The sequence below is a fragment of the Bacillus sp. URHA0034 genome (genome assembly GCF_056280405.1).
In genome coordinates, this window is the sequence record NZ_JBWCDK010000002.1 from 2238198 (window position 1) to 2254357 (window position 16160).

12 protein-coding genes and 11 tRNA genes are annotated in these 16160 nt (G+C 41.1%); 5 read left to right on the forward strand and 18 right to left on the reverse strand.

Annotated elements, in window-relative coordinates; translation table 11 throughout:
• Nucleotides 1-147: 147 nt before the first annotated feature.
• The 4 genes from ACZ9EE_RS12715 to ACZ9EE_RS12730 form a co-directional block, all read right to left on the reverse strand.
• Entirely contained in the window at nucleotides 148-2931 is a 2784-nt protein-coding gene (locus ACZ9EE_RS12715; RefSeq protein ID WP_476027606.1) for a glycoside hydrolase family 3 C-terminal domain-containing protein, read from the reverse strand.
• Between the two features lie 173 nt (nucleotides 2932-3104).
• Nucleotides 3105-3680, reverse strand: coding sequence for a DUF3231 family protein (locus ACZ9EE_RS12720; RefSeq protein ID WP_476027608.1), 576 nt, complete (start codon nucleotides 3678-3680; stop codon nucleotides 3105-3107).
• A 114-nt stretch (nucleotides 3681-3794) separates the two neighbouring features.
• The gene (locus ACZ9EE_RS12725) at nucleotides 3795-5498 is read right to left on the reverse strand and encodes a GMC family oxidoreductase N-terminal domain-containing protein (protein WP_476027610.1); all 1704 of its coding nucleotides are present in this window, start codon (nucleotides 5496-5498) and stop codon (nucleotides 3795-3797) included.
• Nucleotides 5498-6151, reverse strand: a complete 654-nt coding sequence (locus ACZ9EE_RS12730) for a hypothetical protein (RefSeq protein ID WP_476027612.1) — start codon at nucleotides 6149-6151, stop codon at nucleotides 5498-5500. The genes ACZ9EE_RS12725 and ACZ9EE_RS12730 overlap by 1 nt, the downstream gene beginning before the upstream one ends.
• A gap of 422 nt (nucleotides 6152-6573) precedes the next feature.
• Here ACZ9EE_RS12730 and ahpC point away from each other — a divergent pair, with 422 nt between their 5' ends.
• Nucleotides 6574-7137 (forward strand): alkyl hydroperoxide reductase subunit C, encoded by a 564-nt coding sequence (gene ahpC / locus ACZ9EE_RS12735; RefSeq protein WP_476027614.1) that lies wholly within the window; start codon nucleotides 6574-6576, stop codon nucleotides 7135-7137.
• 236 nt (nucleotides 7138-7373) lie between these two features.
• Nucleotides 7374-8903, forward strand: a complete 1530-nt coding sequence (ahpF, locus tag ACZ9EE_RS12740) for an alkyl hydroperoxide reductase subunit F (protein ID WP_476027616.1) — start codon at nucleotides 7374-7376, stop codon at nucleotides 8901-8903.
• 204 nt (nucleotides 8904-9107) lie between these two features.
• Here the strand turns inward: ahpF and ACZ9EE_RS12745 are convergent, their stop codons facing one another.
• On the reverse strand, nucleotides 9108-9914 hold the full coding sequence (locus ACZ9EE_RS12745) for an ABC transporter permease (RefSeq protein WP_476027618.1): 807 nt from the start codon (nucleotides 9912-9914) through the stop codon (nucleotides 9108-9110).
• Nucleotides 9911-10936 carry an ATP-binding cassette domain-containing protein gene (locus tag ACZ9EE_RS12750; protein WP_476027620.1) on the reverse strand — a complete coding sequence of 342 codons (1026 nt, stop codon included), beginning with the start codon at nucleotides 10934-10936 and terminating at the stop codon, nucleotides 9911-9913. Before ACZ9EE_RS12750 ends, ACZ9EE_RS12745 begins: the two co-directional genes overlap by 4 nt.
• 142 nt (nucleotides 10937-11078) lie before the next feature.
• On the opposite strand from ACZ9EE_RS12750, the gene ACZ9EE_RS12755 reads away from it, so the two are divergent.
• The 3 genes from ACZ9EE_RS12755 (at nucleotide 11079) to ACZ9EE_RS12765 (ending at nucleotide 14262) form a co-directional block, all read left to right on the forward strand.
• Nucleotides 11079-11759, forward strand: a complete 681-nt coding sequence (locus tag ACZ9EE_RS12755) for a response regulator transcription factor (RefSeq protein ID WP_476027622.1) — start codon at nucleotides 11079-11081, stop codon at nucleotides 11757-11759.
• Nucleotides 11756-12832 (forward strand): sensor histidine kinase, encoded by a 1077-nt coding sequence (locus ACZ9EE_RS12760; RefSeq protein ID WP_476027624.1) that lies wholly within the window; start codon nucleotides 11756-11758, stop codon nucleotides 12830-12832. Before ACZ9EE_RS12755 ends, ACZ9EE_RS12760 begins: the two co-directional genes overlap by 4 nt.
• A gap of 206 nt (nucleotides 12833-13038) precedes the next feature.
• Nucleotides 13039-14262, forward strand: coding sequence for a glycerophosphodiester phosphodiesterase family protein (locus tag ACZ9EE_RS12765; protein WP_476027626.1), 1224 nt, complete (start codon nucleotides 13039-13041; stop codon nucleotides 14260-14262).
• A gap of 389 nt (nucleotides 14263-14651) precedes the next feature.
• Here the strand turns inward: ACZ9EE_RS12765 and ACZ9EE_RS12770 are convergent, their stop codons facing one another.
• The 12 genes from ACZ9EE_RS12770 to ACZ9EE_RS12825 all read right to left on the reverse strand — a co-directional run bounded on the left by ACZ9EE_RS12770 (nucleotide 14652) and on the right by ACZ9EE_RS12825 (nucleotide 16153).
• Nucleotides 14652-14936 carry a site-specific integrase gene (locus ACZ9EE_RS12770; protein ID WP_476032943.1) on the reverse strand — a complete coding sequence of 95 codons (285 nt, stop codon included), beginning with the start codon at nucleotides 14934-14936 and terminating at the stop codon, nucleotides 14652-14654.
• A 227-nt stretch (nucleotides 14937-15163) separates the two neighbouring features.
• A tRNA-Arg gene (locus ACZ9EE_RS12775) sits at nucleotides 15164-15237 on the reverse strand.
• A gap of 5 nt (nucleotides 15238-15242) precedes the next feature.
• Nucleotides 15243-15333, reverse strand: a tRNA-Ser gene (locus tag ACZ9EE_RS12780).
• A gap of 13 nt (nucleotides 15334-15346) precedes the next feature.
• Nucleotides 15347-15421 (reverse strand) — tRNA-Asn (locus ACZ9EE_RS12785).
• Between the two features lie 21 nt (nucleotides 15422-15442).
• Nucleotides 15443-15519: transfer RNA gene (locus ACZ9EE_RS12790), tRNA-Ile, on the reverse strand.
• Between the two features lie 4 nt (nucleotides 15520-15523).
• Nucleotides 15524-15597: transfer RNA gene (locus ACZ9EE_RS12795), tRNA-Gly, on the reverse strand.
• 10 nt (nucleotides 15598-15607) lie between these two features.
• A tRNA-Glu gene (locus ACZ9EE_RS12800) sits at nucleotides 15608-15680 on the reverse strand.
• 20 nt (nucleotides 15681-15700) lie between these two features.
• Nucleotides 15701-15773 (reverse strand) — tRNA-His (locus tag ACZ9EE_RS12805).
• Between the two features lie 5 nt (nucleotides 15774-15778).
• Nucleotides 15779-15863, reverse strand: a tRNA-Tyr gene (locus ACZ9EE_RS12810).
• A 13-nt stretch (nucleotides 15864-15876) separates the two neighbouring features.
• Nucleotides 15877-15949, reverse strand: a tRNA-Phe gene (locus ACZ9EE_RS12815).
• Nucleotides 15950-15999: 50 nt separating this feature from the next.
• Nucleotides 16000-16076: transfer RNA gene (locus ACZ9EE_RS12820), tRNA-Asp, on the reverse strand.
• Between the two features lie 3 nt (nucleotides 16077-16079).
• Nucleotides 16080-16153 (reverse strand) — tRNA-Met (locus ACZ9EE_RS12825).
• Nucleotides 16154-16160 lie beyond the last annotated feature (7 nt).

Below are 16160 nucleotides of genomic sequence, written 5' to 3' on the forward strand. Positions count from 1 at the left end.
GAATTCTAAAAATGCTCCCCCTAAGGCTAAACAGATTTTTATTTTTTCATCTGTCGTCTACCTAAGGGAGAGCATCTCTAAAATGGTTATAATTTTTGTTAAAGCATTTAGTGCTATTGTGAGTAAAACATTTTTTATAATATGTCCTTAAATTTGCTTAAATTCAATCCACTCAACTTGGAGTCCCGGCTTGATAAAATCAAGTTTTAACTCGTATAATCCTTCTTCCAGCTCAATTTTCACCAGCCTTTGAGTAACCCATTTGCCATCTGTTCCATTCGTTTGAATCGTTGTCAGGAATTGACCGTTTAAGGTAACATTGCAGGCATTTTGGGATAATTGATTATTCTTTGACATAGTCCTTACAAAAATACGATATATGCCGGCAGCTTCTACATTTATCATCGTAGATGCTTCAACACTAGGATTCACTTTGGCATCCTGTGACAAACTATGTGCTTCCTCCGAGCTAAGAGCAGAATTTCCTTTAAACTGAATAACCTCTTCCCCACTCTTCTGTTTTCTGAAGAAAACTGGTGCCTGCATTAAGAATCGGCAAATATTTATGGCATTGCGCTGTAACTCCCCAAGTGTAAGAGAACCATTTTCTAAAGATTCCAGGGTATTATCGCCCGAAGCATTCATTTCCGCCCCATAATTTGGAACCACCATATATAAATCATTTTGGGCCCTAGCCATAAAGCCTGTATTTTTCGTATCTGAAGCTCCTCCATTAATACAATCATTCATTTTGGCCCACCAATCTGTCATAACAATTCCTGTGAAGCCCCATTCCTTACGGAGGACAGTAGTTGTTAAATCATAATTCGATGCGGACCAATGCCCATTGATTGGATTATAGGAGGTCATGATTCCTTGGGCGCCGCCCTCTTTCACGGCCACTTCAAACCCTTTTAAATAAATTTCCCGAAGGGCCCGTTCAGAGACGATCGCATTCACATTGTGCCGTTCTTTTTCCTGACTATTGCAGGCAAAATGTTTCAGGGTGGCATTGGATCCGCCTCTCCTGATTCCTCGTATCGTTGAGATGGCAAAAGCACCTGTAATCAGTGGGTCTTCTGAAAAGTATTCAAAGTTACGACCATTTAATGGACTGCGCCGAATATTCATTCCCGGCCCAAGCAGCATATCAATGTTGTTGCTTACTAATTCTTGCCCCTCCAGTTCATAAAGGTCCTCAACCAGTTTGGTATCCCAAGTGGCCGCAAGCAGTGTACCGATTGGAACTTGCGTAGCCTTATGCCCGCTGTCCATCCGAATTCCTGATGGGCCGTCTGCTGTACAGCCAATTGGAATTCCAAGTTTATACAAATGATCACTTACACCCCCAAAAGCTGAAGCCGTTCCAGGGGTAACGAGCGGGCTGCCCATTCCTTCGCCGCGAGCAATCCCAGCCAGGTCTTCATCCGTTAGCTGGGCAATAAAGGTTTCCATACTTACTTTTTCATCATATACATCCTTTAAGGTAAATCCACAATCACCAGTTTGCTCAATGGATGCCGGAAGATGCTTTTCAATACGTTCTGCTAGGGAAATCATTTGTTTAGGCACAGGAATATACGTTAATTCATAGGTTCCATCTTCATTTCGAAGGCCAGGTTTCATCCTTGTAAAATCTTCCGTCGGTGCCAATACCTCTTCCAATTGTTCGATGACTTGAAGGCTTTCTACCAAATAACCGTTTTTTCCGTCAACACCGATTTTTACGGCATTACGCACACTGTTTCCGACGTAAATATTGTATAATCCAGTTTCTAATACATAGGCAGAGCGATGACCTGTAACCCCGCCATCATCGTAGGAGGCCATACGGCGAACGTGAAAACTAATGGTCAAGGTTTCTGTTTCTCCAGGCTGCAGCAAACCCGTTTTCGCAAACGCTCCTAAAACTCTTGCAGGTTTCCCTAATTCCCCCTGCGGCGCTTCATAATAAACCTGGATAACTTCTCTCCCTGCAAAAACCGCTCCAGTATTTGTCACTTTCACTTCAATTTCAAAATATTGCTCTCTATTTTTTGTTACCACTTTTGCTTCTTTCGACTCTATTTTAAAATTGGTATAGGACAAACCATAGCCAAATTCAAATTGAACCTTTTGGGGGCAAAAAGTTTCAAAATAGCGGTATCCTACATAAATATCTTCCTGATAACAGTTCCCCCGCTCACTTCCGTGGTTACTTGAAGATGGATAGTCATCAATCGAATAAGCAATCGTATCGGTTAATTTGCCGCTTGGGTTCACATCACCAACCATCACATCGGCGGCAGCATTTCCTCCCTCCATGCCTCCCTGCCATGTGTAAATCACACTGGTAATTGGATTTTGGTAACACTCATTGATCCAGCTCATATCAATAATGTTGGATACATTGAGGACAACTACCGTCTGTTCAAAATACGTGGTGACAAGCTTAATCATTGCTTTTTCATTATCTGTCAATAAGTAGCTGCCCGGTTCGGCTGCATTATCCTGATCCTCTCCAGCTGTCCGTCCAATCACAATAATCGCCTTGTCGGATTGGTTTCTTGCTTCTAAAACAATGTCATCTGTTAATGGCATCTCCTGTTGATGCCATGGCTCGGCTGCCCAGCCGCCTCCGCCGTTATCAAACGGATTATCTTCTATCCATTTTTCATATATAACTGCCAATTCTTCATTTACATTGATCTGCTTCTTGCTTCTAAGGCTATCTAACAGATTAGTGGTATATTCAACATTTACACTTCCACCTGAGCCAGTGCCGCTTCTGTAATAGTTAATTTGCGTTCTGCCAAAAATAGAAACCGTTTCGCCTTTTCTAATTGGAAGAGTCTGCCGATCATTTTTTAATAAAACTGCTCCTTCAGCGGCGGCTTTCCTGCTAAATTCAGCAAATCCTTTTAAAGGAACACCAATTGTTTGTATACTCACTTTTTCCCCTCCGTTATATATATTTCGATGAAGCTATCCATTTAGATTCAGGTTTGATGAACCCTTCTTGAGATATTAAACTATTTTTCTACCAATTAAATTCGGCAGGATACCTTCTTTTTCACCCTAACAGAAATCGCTTACATTAAAAACACAAAAAATTAAACGATTAATCATGTAAAAATTAGTGATTGTTTGCGGAAAATAAACCTATCATTCTTTCCTCCATAAAAAAAGAAGCAAGAGAACCGTCCCCTTGCTTCCTGCGCTTTATAATAAGGCGGTACTCTGAGCCACTTATGACGATCCAAATAATCTTTTACTGTTAAGCCAGCCATAGTTTTCTTTAAAATAATTTTGGAAAAAATTAAACCAACATCCGCACGAATTGACTCCGAGAGTCCTCTGGGAGCAAACGTCACACCCGAAGCAAGATTATAGGACATTAAATTTGCTCTTTCTTCATCATTTAATTTTGCACCCTCCGGTATATTCGGAAAATCACCGATTGGTTTTTCTGAAGTTGTTTGCGGCAATGGGATACCTTCTTTAATTAGAAACTCTTTAATTTCATCTCTAATTGGTATATGCACAGTTTCCCTTATATCCTTTAATAGTTGTTTTAGTTCAGGATCTTCTGAAAGATTGTAGTGGATTTCTTCACTACGTAATGACGTTTCCGTGCCTAAAAGAAAAAACCAAAGGTTGGAAACCTCCATCACGTTTAAAGGTCTTTTCTCCCCGTCCATAAGGGTTGAAATGCATCATGAATTACATCGAATGTATTCATATTTCTAACGTCCCACCAAACTTTGGATATATTTGTTTTGATGGTATTCTTCCCACATGAAAACTAAACCATACTAATTAAAATACCTTTGAAAAAGCCTATCTGCGGTGCGTATCGCCAAGGCCTGTGTTGTAAGCGTTGGATTCGGTCCGCCTAAACTATTAAAATGGACGCTGTTGTCAGCAACATATAACCGTTTTACTTGGAATGATTCACAATTTTCATCGACCACGTAACCGATTCTCATTGTACTTTCGATATGAATCATCATGCCTGGGGGCCAATTAGACCAAATAACTTTCTTTGCTCCTGCCTTTCGTAACAAATCAGCTGCCAATTTTACCATCTCTTTGCGCTTTTTTCTAGATGGTTGGGTGGGCCTATAGAAAACAACAGGGACAGGCCCATTTTCATCACTAACGGAAGGATCAACTGTAACTCCGTTCCGCTGAACCACATCATCGGCAGTAGATACTAAGATATTTAAAGTTTGACGGTAGGAGTTCATCCACTCTTTTAATCCATATCCAACCAGGCGCCCTTCAATATCCCATAAATCGTCTGTTTTAGCAGAGTGTAAAAAAGAATACCCCGATTCACTAATCCCATAAAAAGAAGCAGTCAATCCTGGACTCATCCCAACCGACTGTATCGCTCCCACCCCTGGAACATCCAGTCTTGCCCCACATGTATGTCCCACAAAGGGATTAAGTTCAGGGCTTCCCACTATAGAAAGCAAATCTTTTTCATCGAAGACTCCGGATACCCAGTCCATATAATGGTTTACCAAACCTCTCCCCACCCAGGGATTGTCCGGTAAGCCTGAATTTAACCAAAGGCGTGGACTTTCGATGCTTCCGGAAGCCATTACGACGATTTCCGCTCTTACCTCTTCCTGTTCTCCTGTCCATGTGTCCCTTATTTTTACACCAATGGCCCGTATTCCATTAGAACCGTTCTTTTCTGTAAGGATTTTTACCACAAAGGCATTGGGTCGTATTCTCACATTTCCAGTCTGTAAGGCAAGCGGAACATAGCTGACATTTGTTGAGCGTTTTGCAATTTTATCCATAGACGGACCATGCGGACAGCCGTTGATGCAGTGTCCAGCAAGTGTACATCCTTCCATCCAAGCTAGTTGTTCATCAGAAATATTGGGATTGGAGATGTTTTCATTGGGAGGTAAGATGGCATTAGGCTGCGGCCTATATCCAGGGACTGTCACATCCAGTACAGGAATCATCGGCCATCCTGCCTTCTTAGCACCATAATAAAATAATTCTTCTTTGGCCGTTACAGGCGCAAAGTTCACTGGTAATTCCGCCTCAACCTTTTCATAATAAGGGATAAGTTCACGATAAGATATGGGCCATACATGATCTATAGCCATTGGATATGCCCGTGGACAATTGGCTGTATAGGTTTGAGTAGTTCCGCCGACACCAGCAGATTGCCAAATCATACCCTTCTGTTTCACATTTCGAAACCATTGGGTCCTGCTTCGATCCGCTGGCCCCCAGCGAAACCTACCGGAAACCAGATCATTCATATTCATTTCATACTTGTTTAATAATTGTTTATATAGATTTATATCCAAATCAGCCAGTGATGAGCTATATTTATCTCCGTGTTCTCTATTTGGATGAGGCCACTTTTTATTACCGTACCATGGCCCGGCTTCCAGAACCAATACCTTTAATCCTTTTTCCCCCAATTCTTTTGCGATAACAGCTCCTCCACCCCCTGCTCCAATTACAATCACATCCTGATTCCCCATTAGACCTTCCCCTTTTTATGTGGCATAAATGCTAAAAACCCTCGAAAATCACGGTATGCAAAAGAGGGACCTGGATAATGAGACTGGATCCATCCAGGTGGAAAGTATTCAACTTTTCTAAACTCAGGAGTAAACTGACTTGTTGTCCCGTATCCTGTCCATTCTGAATAGAAGCCAAACAGTGTGAGTTGATTTAGTACATCAATCATAGTGTGGATAAGTGTCGGGTTATTTTGATAAGGAGGACTTAAGTTTTCAAGATTCAATTCCATGCTTTCAATAAGGGTAAGGGACCTTAACCGGTCAACCATTGATAACTTGGTGAACGGACCTCCACAATGAAAACTATTTATAATAAGAGGATAGACATTCTGTCCGGTCTTAATTAGTTGGATCGCTCCCTGGTCCAACAGTTCAGCGGTTGACCTCGTCATTGATCTTATGTTTAGTTTTGTTTTTACGGGAGGAGCAATTGAATGGTCCAAAATCCAAATTACATATCCATAAACCTTCAATTCCAATGCCCCTGGTAATTGAACAGGTTCTTGTATTCTTGCAGTAAGAGGAGTTGCTGGAATAATTGCCTGAACAAGTGACTCGAAAGTGGACCTTATATAACAATCGTCTGTTCTGTCACTTCCCTTAATCCCCATTTTTCCTCTCCCCTTCTAAAAATAAGAATGAATCATACCATTCCTAATATTATTTATCAGCTCGTTTTTCTATGTCAGGAAGTTTTTAAGTTTTATATAGGTACTTATTTCTCAACTATTAGCTAGTTCATATTGTGGGTTGTGCCACTGAATGTGAAGGAAGCAAAAGAACCGTCCCCTTGCTTCTCGGGACTCGCACACTTCCACAAAAAGAAGCAAAAGAACCGTCCCCTTGCTTCCTAAATGAGAATAAAAACAGGTAAAAGAGAAATGATTATTAATTTACTTACTATTGGGCAAAGTATCTGTACAGTTGATACATTCCGCTTGACAATACATTAGCTTGTATATGATAATACTTATTGAATTAGAATTATTATAGTTTACAAAAACTATCCAAACCATTTTAGGAGGAATTGATTATGTCATTAATCGGAAAAGAAGTACAAGCATTCACGGCTCAAGCTTACCATAATGGTGATTTCATCACTGTTTCTGAACAAAACTTCAAAGGTAAATGGAATGTTGTTTGCTTTTATCCAGCAGATTTCACATTCGTATGCCCTACTGAGTTAGAAGACCTTCAAAACCAATACGCAACATTGAAAGATCTTGGTGTAGAAGTTTACTCTGTATCAACAGATACTCATTTCACTCACAAAGCATGGCATGATCACTCACCAGCAATCAGCAAAATTGAATACATTATGGTTGGTGACCCTAATCAAAAGATTTCCCGTATCTTTGATGTGCTAGATGAAGAAGAAGGTCTTGCACAGCGCGGTACTTTCATCATCGATCCAGACGGTAGAGTACAAGCTATGGAAATCAATGCTGATGGCATTGGCCGTGATGCAAGCACGATCGTGAACAAGATTAAAGCAGCACAATACGTTCGTAACAATCCAGGTGAAGTTTGCCCAGCTAAATGGCAAGAAGGTGGAGAAACACTTAAGCCAAGCCTTGACCTTGTAGGTAAAATCTAAGCAGTACGTTTAACATTCTAAGGGAATTGGAAGCTTCCAATTCCCTTTTTTAGTACATAATGAAAACTACTATTTTGAACCTTACAGAATCCCTCTTCTTTTTAAGTCGAAAGTTATAGGTATTTTTCACTTGACTGATAATGAAGTTTATATGATAATAATTATTGAATTAGAATTATTATTATTAACAGAATTATCAACTGACTGATAGAAAAAAATTAAGGAGTGAGAGATTAATGATACTGGATAAAGATATAAAAGCACAGTTAGAACAATATCTTCAATTGATGGAGGGTGACGTATTACTTAAAGTTAGCGCAGGATCCGATGACGTTTCCCTCGATATGCTTGCATTAGTAGACGAATTAGCCAATATGTCCTCTTACATTAAAGTAGAGAAGACTGAATTACAAAGAACTCCAAGCTTTAGTGTCAACCGTGTCGGCGAAGACACTGGGATCACTTTCGCAGGTGTACCTCTTGGACACGAATTCACTTCTTTAGTTTTAGCATTATTACAAGTGAGCGGAAGAGCTCCTAAAGTTGATCAAAAGCTTATTGACCAAGTTAAAAATATCAAAGGCGAATATCATTTCGAATCCTACATCAGCCTTACCTGCCACAACTGTCCTGATGTCGTACAAGCTTTGAATATTATGAGTACGCTAAACCCTGGCATTACTCATACAATGATTGATGGTGCCGCTTTTAAAGAAGAGGTAGAAAGCAAAGACATCATGGCTGTACCAACTGTATTCCTAAATGGAGAATCCTTCGGCAGCGGCCGTATGACACTTGAGGAAATCCTCGCCAAGATGGGCACCGGTTCAGATGCCTCAGAACTTTCTGATAAGGAACCATTTGATGTGCTTGTTGTTGGAGGCGGACCAGCCGGTGCAAGTGCAGCCATTTATGCTGCACGCAAAGGTATCCGAACAGGTATTGTCGCTGAACGCTTTGGCGGTCAGGTTATGGATACGATGGGGATTGAGAACTTTATTGGTACAAAATATACAGAAGGTCCTAAACTCGCTGCAAGTCTTGAAGAACATGTCAAAGAGTACAATGTTGATGTCATGAATTTACAACGAGCCAAGCGTATTGAAAAGAAGGATCTTATTGCAATCGAGCTTGAAAATGGTGCTATTTTAAGAAGTAAAACCGTCATTCTTTCAACAGGTGCCCGCTGGCGTAATATTGGAGTTCCTGGCGAGGCAGAATTCAAGAACAAAGGTGTAGCCTACTGCCCACACTGTGATGGTCCATTGTTTGCAGGAAAAGACGTAGCTGTTATTGGCGGCGGTAATTCCGGTATTGAAGCAGCCATTGATCTCGCAGGTATTGTTAACCATGTAACCGTCCTAGAGTTTGCGCCAGAATTGAAAGCTGATTCTGTCCTGCAAGACCGTCTTTACAGCCTGCCTAATGTAACGGTTATAAAGAACGCGCAGACAAAAGAAATTACTGGTACTGACAAGGTAAACGGCATTTCTTATATTGACCGTGAAACTGGAGCAGAACATCATGTTGAATTGCAGGGTGTATTTGTTCAGATTGGTCTTGTACCAAATACGGATTGGTTAGAAGGAACACTTGAACGTACACGCATGGGTGAGATTGTTGTAGATAATCATGGCGCAACAAGTATCCCTGGAGTGTTTGCGGCAGGGGACTGTACCAATAGCCCATATAAGCAAATCATTATTTCAATGGGGTCAGGTGCAACCGCAGCACTAGGTGCATTCGATTATTTGATTCGAAATTAATTTTTGCATTTACTTTATGTAAACATTAAGGGAATTGGACGTATCCAATTCCCTTTTTAGCATTTCTATGTTTTATAAGGTTTACATACTTACCTAGATATAAAACATAATTACTTATGATAAGGTTCAATGTTAGAAATCAAAGAGAGGTTCTAAACTAAATAAGACCCATAATCAAGGGCCTTAACATTTAATAATTCAATTTTACGTACGACTCATATAGGCACGGACTGTCATAGGTGCAAAAATCGCCACGATAACTGCTGCACCTATGAGGGAAATAACAAAATCGGAGCCAATGTTACCATTGTTAGCAAGTTCACGAACGGCAGTTATTAAATGTGACAGTGGGTTCACCTTAACAAACCATTGGAGCCAAACGGGCATAGTATCAACCGGCACGAAAGCATTAGAGAGAAATGTGAGTGGGAACAACGCAAGCATCGAAATCCCTTGTACACTTGAAGCCGTTCGCGCAATCACACCAAAAAAGGCAAAGATCCAGCTGATGGCCCAGGAGCAGGCAATGACAAGGACTCCAGCAAAGACAACGTACCCGAATCCCCCGTCTGGCCGGTAGCCCATAATATAACCCATCGTAAAAGTTAACACGGTAGCAATGGTATATCGGATTGTATCTGCTAAAAGTGCTCCCGCTAATGGAGCAATACGTGCAATCGGAAGGGACTTGAAACGGTCGAATACCCCCTTATCCATATCCTCCCGCAATTGGACTCCCGTAACAACGGAGGTTGTTATTACAGTTTGAACGAGAATTCCCGGGATGATAACCGGCAAATAGTTTGCCACATTTCCTGAGATGGCCCCGCCAAAAATGTAGGTAAACATGAGGGTGAAAATAATTGGCTGAAGCGTAACGTCAAACAATTGCTCAGGTGTACGTCTAATCTTCAGCAAGCCTCGATAGGCCATAGTAAATGAATTTTGCACGGACTGACGAAAACTTGTATGGTTTTTCAGTTGCCGATTCGCATATAAAGCACTTTTCATCGTATTATCTCCTCTACATTCACCGATTTATTTAGGACACTAGTTACGTCTTCACTTACCCCATGACCAGTTATGGTTAAAAAGACTTCATCAAGGCTTGGTTTTTGCACACTTAACTCTGCTAAATGGATTCCAGACTCACGGAGAGCGATAAGCAAATCAGTGACCCGACTGGCATCTGCCATTGGTGCAATAATCTTCCCGCCTTCAGAAGACACATTTGACTTTGCATTTAACACTCGTTCTACAATATGACGGGCTGAACCAATATCCAGGGGATTTTCGATTTCCAGATGCAAGGAAGAGCTGCCAACTGATGACTTTAACTCATCCACTGTACCCTCCGCTACAACGATTCCTCTATCAATTACCGCAATTCTATCCGCCAATTCATCTGCTTCTTGTAAATACTGTGTTGTCAACAGGACGGTTGAACCTGTTTTTACTAACCGACGAATGGTTTCCCACATCTGATTCCGGGTACGCGGATCAAGCCCTGTAGTCGGTTCATCTAAAAAGATAAGCGGCGGCTGAGCAATAAGGCTGGCTGCCAAATCGAGACGACGCCGCATACCTCCGGAAAAGTTTTTCAATGGACGCCGTGCCGCTTCTGTTAACCCGAATTCCTCGAGTAACTCCTCTGCCTTCCGCTTTGACTCTGCTCGCCCCAATCCTAGAAGCCTAGAGAATATAACCAAATTCTCAGTTGCACTTAATGATTCGTCGACAGAAGCATACTGACCTGTAACCCCAATCAATTGACGAACAATCTGCGCCTCCTTCACGACATCATGCCCAAAGATTTTTGCTGAACCAGCATTGGGCCGCAGCAGGGTTGCGAGCATCCTGATCGTAGTTGTTTTACCAGCCCCATTTGGACCAAGCATGCCATAGATGGTACCTGCCTTCACGTTCAAATCGACGCCGTTGACCGCACGGTTCTCCCCAAAATTCTTTATAAGACCGCGTGCTTCAACGGCCCATTCACTATTTTCTGAATTCGTTTGGTGTAAATGTGCCATTTTCATTCCTCCTCTATCACTGTGAACATGGTAGCAAGCTTTTATGAACTGAATATGAACTCTTAGTTCATACTCAGTTCATAAAAAATGTGTATGCTAAAATAGAGCGGAGTATTTTTTTTATGAAAAAGGATGGAATTAAATGACCAAAATTCTAATTGTAGACGATGATCCTCATATTCGTAAATTGGTAGGCGTGATACTAACCGAGGAAGGCTTCTCGATTTTGGAGGCGCAGGATGGTAAAGAAGCGTTATCCTTGCTGGATTCTGAAAAGATCGATCTCATCATTCTCGATATTATGATGCCAAACATGGATGGCTGGGAACTTTGTGAGAATATTAGAGCTTATTATTATGAATATCTCCCTATCTTAATGCTGACGGCTAAAGGAGAAACAGTTCAAAAGGTAAAAGGCTTTGAACTAGGAGCAGATGACTATCTGGTAAAACCATTTGAACCAGCCGAATTGATTGCTAGAGTTAAGGTATTGCTCAAGCGTTACCACATTACTCTGTCAAATAAGGTAAGTATTGGAGCCGTTGAACTTGACCGAACCACCTTTCAAGTGTTCGATGGCAGGAACCATATTTCTTTACCGCTTAAGGAATTTGAGCTTTTGTTTAAGTTCATAGCGCATCCCAGTAAAACTTTTTCGAGAGAACAGTTGATTGAGGACATTTGGGGTTATGATTACGAAGGTGACGAACGAACCGTTGATGTTCATATAAAACGTCTAAGACAGCGTTTTTCAGATGACAGCTGCCCTTTTAAAATTATAACCATTCGCGGGCTTGGCTATCGTCTAGAGGTAAAAAAATGAAAATTATAAAGATCTTAAAAAAAGGCGGCGAGGTCTTAGCCATTTTGCTGCTATTATTTTTATGCTGGACAGTCGCTTTTTTCATTACCTCCTGGCTTTTACATGAGTTTTCAATTAGAAGTTTATCTTTATACATGAAGCAAATCATCGATTCTTTTTTGGGATTTTTCCTCTTTGGGTTGGTCATGTATGCCATTTCCAAAATTAAATTTTTCCAAAAAAAGCAGAGTCTTTTTTTTCGTCCAATGATTGATGCGATGAAAAATATGGCTCAAGGTAATTTTAATATTGATCTTTCTTTCTACAAGAAAGAGCTTGGGAATCGGAATCATCCTTTTCATGAAATAGTTGAAAATATTGCCCATATGGCAACGGAGCTCGGTGAAATGGAACAAATGCGCCAAGAGTTTATTTCCAACGTTTCCCATGAGATTCAATCACCGCTTACATCCATTTCAGGATTTGCTCATACCTTAAAAAACGTAAATTTATCTCATGAAGAACGCAGGCAGTACCTTGAAATTATTGAAGTGGAAAGCATGCGGCTTTCTAAGTTAAGCGATAACCTGTTAAAGCTGACTTCGTTAGAATCCGGTCATTCACCTTTCGAGCCAAAGTCCTATCGTTTAGACGAACAATTGCGCAGAGTCATCCTTTCGATTGAACCACAATGGAGAAATAAAGACCTTGAAATGGATGTTAAACTGGATAGAATGGCGGTTATTGCTGATGAAGATCTTATGAATCAAGTTTGGATTAATTTAATCCATAATAGCATTAAATTTACGCCCCACAATGGGAAAATAATCGTAAAATTAATAAAAAAGGATACAGATAAGATAGAAGTGATTATTAAAGATACGGGGATTGGGATGACAAAAGAGGTTCAAATGCATATATTTGAGCGTTTCTATAAGGCAGATCCATCAAGGAGCCGATCTTCCGGCGGAAGTGGATTAGGGCTCGCCATCGTAAAGAAAATCGTAGAAATGCATAAAGGTAATATACTGATTAATAGTTCACCAAATGAAGGTACGGAAATAAACGTGATATTACCAATCAACTTTATATGAGGGTTTTAACACAAAAATGGAATGATTAAATTGTTCTTTTTCCTTTTCATTCAACTCAATTTCGACTACTTTTCGGATGCCAACACAGTTAATGTCTTCCTTACTAAACGTTCCTTAAATTAAGAACCCTGCACTAATAATGAAGCCTTTATTTGGATAGGATAATATTCCAGATACATTGCTGTTTTGTTAGGAGTTGAATGAGATTGAAAAAATGCTTTCTTGCTGGACTTATTTGCCTATCAATTACAGCTGTTCCCTACTTCGTTTTAGCACAGTCACTTCAAAGCACAGAGATTAAATATAGACAAATGACCTTACGCCCTATTTCCACGGAAGTAGTCGTGATTGCTCATCGAGGGGCGTCTGCCTACGGACCGGAAAATACACTGGCAACCTATAAACAGGCCATAAGGATGAAGGCCGATTATGTGGAATTGGATTTACAAATGACGAAAGATGGCCAGTTAATTGCCATGCATGATGAAACATTGGCAAGGACGACCAATGCTAAAGAACTCTTCCCTAGCCGCTCACCATGGCGGGTAAAGGATTTTTCACTAGAAGAGATCAGACGTTTGGATGCAGGTTCTTGGTTTAATCAAGCATATCCGGCTCTGGCAAAAAAGGAGTACATCGGGCAGCATGTCCCAACACTTGAGGAAACCATCAAATTTGTCAAACAGTATGGAAATGGAAAGGTCGGGGTTTATCTAGAAACCAAAACACCAGGCGTTTACCCAGGAATGGAAGAGAAAGTAATTGAAATCTTAAAAAAAACGAATATTCTCGATGACCGGAATCTTTTCCTTGAATCATTCAGTGAGCAAAGTCTTCGTAAATTGAACAACCTCGCCCCAAAAGTAAAATTGATTCAGCTTTATAAAGGAAGCATGCTGTCAGGTAAGAATGTGTACAAAGAATTCAAGCGAATATCTGAATATGCTTCTGGAATCGGTCCTAATAAAGGGCTTGTTGTTCGGAAATTGATGAAGGCTGCTCATGAGAATCACCTTCTCGTCCATCCATGGACCGTCGATTCTCAGTTCGATATGGTAACATTGCTTTCACTTGGTGTGGACGGTGAGTTCACCAATACTACCGACCAACTTGTGGATTTACTAGAAAGGCCATTTATTTCACACGGAGCAGCCAACGGTAATGTTACTAACTCATCCGCCATTTTATGGGCCCGAACCAATGGAGATACAAAAGTACAATTTGAAATTTCAACTGACAGCCAATTTAAAACCCATTCGCTTGTCATGTCCAGCCACGCCGATGATCAGCATGATTTTATCGTAAGTGTTGAATTTGTCGGATTAAAGCCTAATACAAAATATTATTACCGGGCTCATGCCGTCTCTAGCAAATTTCATGTGACCGGCTCGTTTTATACAGAACAAGTGGAAACAGCTAAAGGCCAATAAAAAGATGTAAGATAATTGCTAATCTAATATAAATACTATATGAAGAGTTTTAGCATGGTTTTTTCACATTATTTTTTTCTCTCGTACCTTATGAAGTATTAAGGCGATATTTTTAAACACAAAAATAGCAGCGCCCCATCAACTATTGACGGACGCTGCTATTTTTTATGGTTTCATTGTTTCCCAGCTGCCAACATGGTGAACAGCTACTCCGCTGTATCCAGGCGTTCCGGAATAGAAGATTTTTACTTTGGCCAATTCCTGGTTCATGTAAGCTTCTCCCTCTCCAAAAAGGGAATTGCTCCACCTTCATCACAATAATTTCCCAAAGTCTCTTCATAAAGAATGAGGATTGATGTTCTTCAACCCGTACATCTTAGAATACTTATTTAGCCGTTTACGTATGTTATTATGTGTTGGTGGGTTCGATATAATATCACCGAACTTAGTAATAAATAGTAAGCTATTCCTCTGCCATATTCCCTTCTAATCACTGCATTATGTTCAATCAATACCATTAAAAGCTTTTTAAGGAAACCATCAAAAGGTAGTTTAATTTGCTGATGATTCTTCATGATGCTACCATCTAAATTTAGTACATTCTTATTAAAATTAACATGCCTCTCCTCAAGCTGAACCAATGTGTTTATTCGTATGCCTGTCTTAAACATCACTAGGACAGCGACAACATCCCTTAGCTGTATGAAATTGCTCAAATCTAGTAAGGAGAGTAAAATATTAACATCTAATAATTTTTCTTTTGGTCATATAAAAAAACCTTCTAGATCGTTTATGATTCGAGTCAATAATGGGTGTAATTTCTTACATGACCGTTATTCTGACCGTTTCACTAAACGATATAGAAGGTTGATTTGACGGGCTTTATCGCCCCTTTTCGATACGCGCCTTAGAGGATTCGAACCTCTGACCGTACGCTTAGAAGGCGTATGCTCTATCCAGCTGAGCTAAAGGCGCATTTATGGCGGAGAAGGAGGGATTTGAACCCTCGCGCCGGTTACCCGACCTACACCCTTAGCAGGGGCGCCTCTTCAGCCTCTTGAGTACTTCCCCAAAGACATAAAAATGGCTCCGCAGGTAGGACTCGAACCTACGACCGATCGGTTAACAGCCGATTGCTCTACCACTGAGCTACTGCGGAACAATAAGAAAATATGCTATATGGTCGGCCTAAATGGGCTCGAACCATCGACCTCACGCTTATCAGGCGTGCGCTCTAACCAGCTGAGCTATAGGCCCATATTGGAGCGGGTGATGGGAATCGAACCCACTACATCAGCTTGGAAGGCTGAGGTTTTACCAGTAAACTACACCCGCAATGTAAATTTGGAGGCAACACCCGGATTTGAACCAACGCATGTCGCAGTGAAAGTGCGATGCCTTACCGCATGGCTATAGCCCATTAATTAAAATGAAATAGGGCGACTGATGGGAATCGAACCCACGAATGTCGGAACCACAATCCGATGCGTTAACCACTTCGCCACAATCGCCATAATGGTGGAGGGGGACGGATTCGAACCGCCGAACCCTGAGGGAGCGGATTTACAGTCCGCCGCGTTTAGCCACTTCGCTACCCCTCCATATAAAAAAAGGTGGCTCAGGACGGAATCGAACCGCCGACACAAGGATTTTCAGTCCTTTGCTCTACCGACTGAGCTACTGAGCCACACAAAAAAATATCTATATCAACAGCAGTTTTACCTACTGGGATAAAAATGGCGGTCCGGACGGGACTCGAACCCGCGACCTCCTGCGTGACAGGCAGGCATTCTAACCAACTGAACTACCGGACCAAATTGCGGGGACAGGATTTGAACCTGCGACCTTCGGGTTATGAGCCCGACGAGCTACCGGACTGCTCCACCCCGCGATAATAG

Excerpts from the sequence above, each read along its gene's own strand:
- ACZ9EE_RS12720 (WP_476027608.1), bottom strand. The coding sequence starts at position 3,680 with ATGGACGGGGAGAAAAGACCTTTAAACGTGATGGAGGTTTCCAACCTT.
- ACZ9EE_RS12725 (WP_476027610.1), bottom strand. The coding sequence starts at position 5,498 with ATGGGGAATCAGGATGTGATTGTAATTGGAGCAGGGGGTGGAGGAGCT.
- ACZ9EE_RS12730 (WP_476027612.1), bottom strand. The coding sequence starts at position 6,151 with ATGGGGATTAAGGGAAGTGACAGAACAGACGATTGTTATATAAGGTCC.
- ahpC (WP_476027614.1), top strand. The coding sequence starts at position 6,574 with ATGTCATTAATCGGAAAAGAAGTACAAGCATTCACGGCTCAAGCTTAC.
- ahpF (WP_476027616.1), top strand. The coding sequence starts at position 7,374 with ATGATACTGGATAAAGATATAAAAGCACAGTTAGAACAATATCTTCAA.
- ACZ9EE_RS12745 (WP_476027618.1), bottom strand. The coding sequence starts at position 9,914 with ATGAAAAGTGCTTTATATGCGAATCGGCAACTGAAAAACCATACAAGT.
- ACZ9EE_RS12750 (WP_476027620.1), bottom strand. The coding sequence starts at position 10,936 with ATGGCACATTTACACCAAACGAATTCAGAAAATAGTGAATGGGCCGTT.
- ACZ9EE_RS12755 (WP_476027622.1), top strand. The coding sequence starts at position 11,079 with ATGACCAAAATTCTAATTGTAGACGATGATCCTCATATTCGTAAATTG.
- ACZ9EE_RS12760 (WP_476027624.1), top strand. The coding sequence starts at position 11,756 with ATGAAAATTATAAAGATCTTAAAAAAAGGCGGCGAGGTCTTAGCCATT.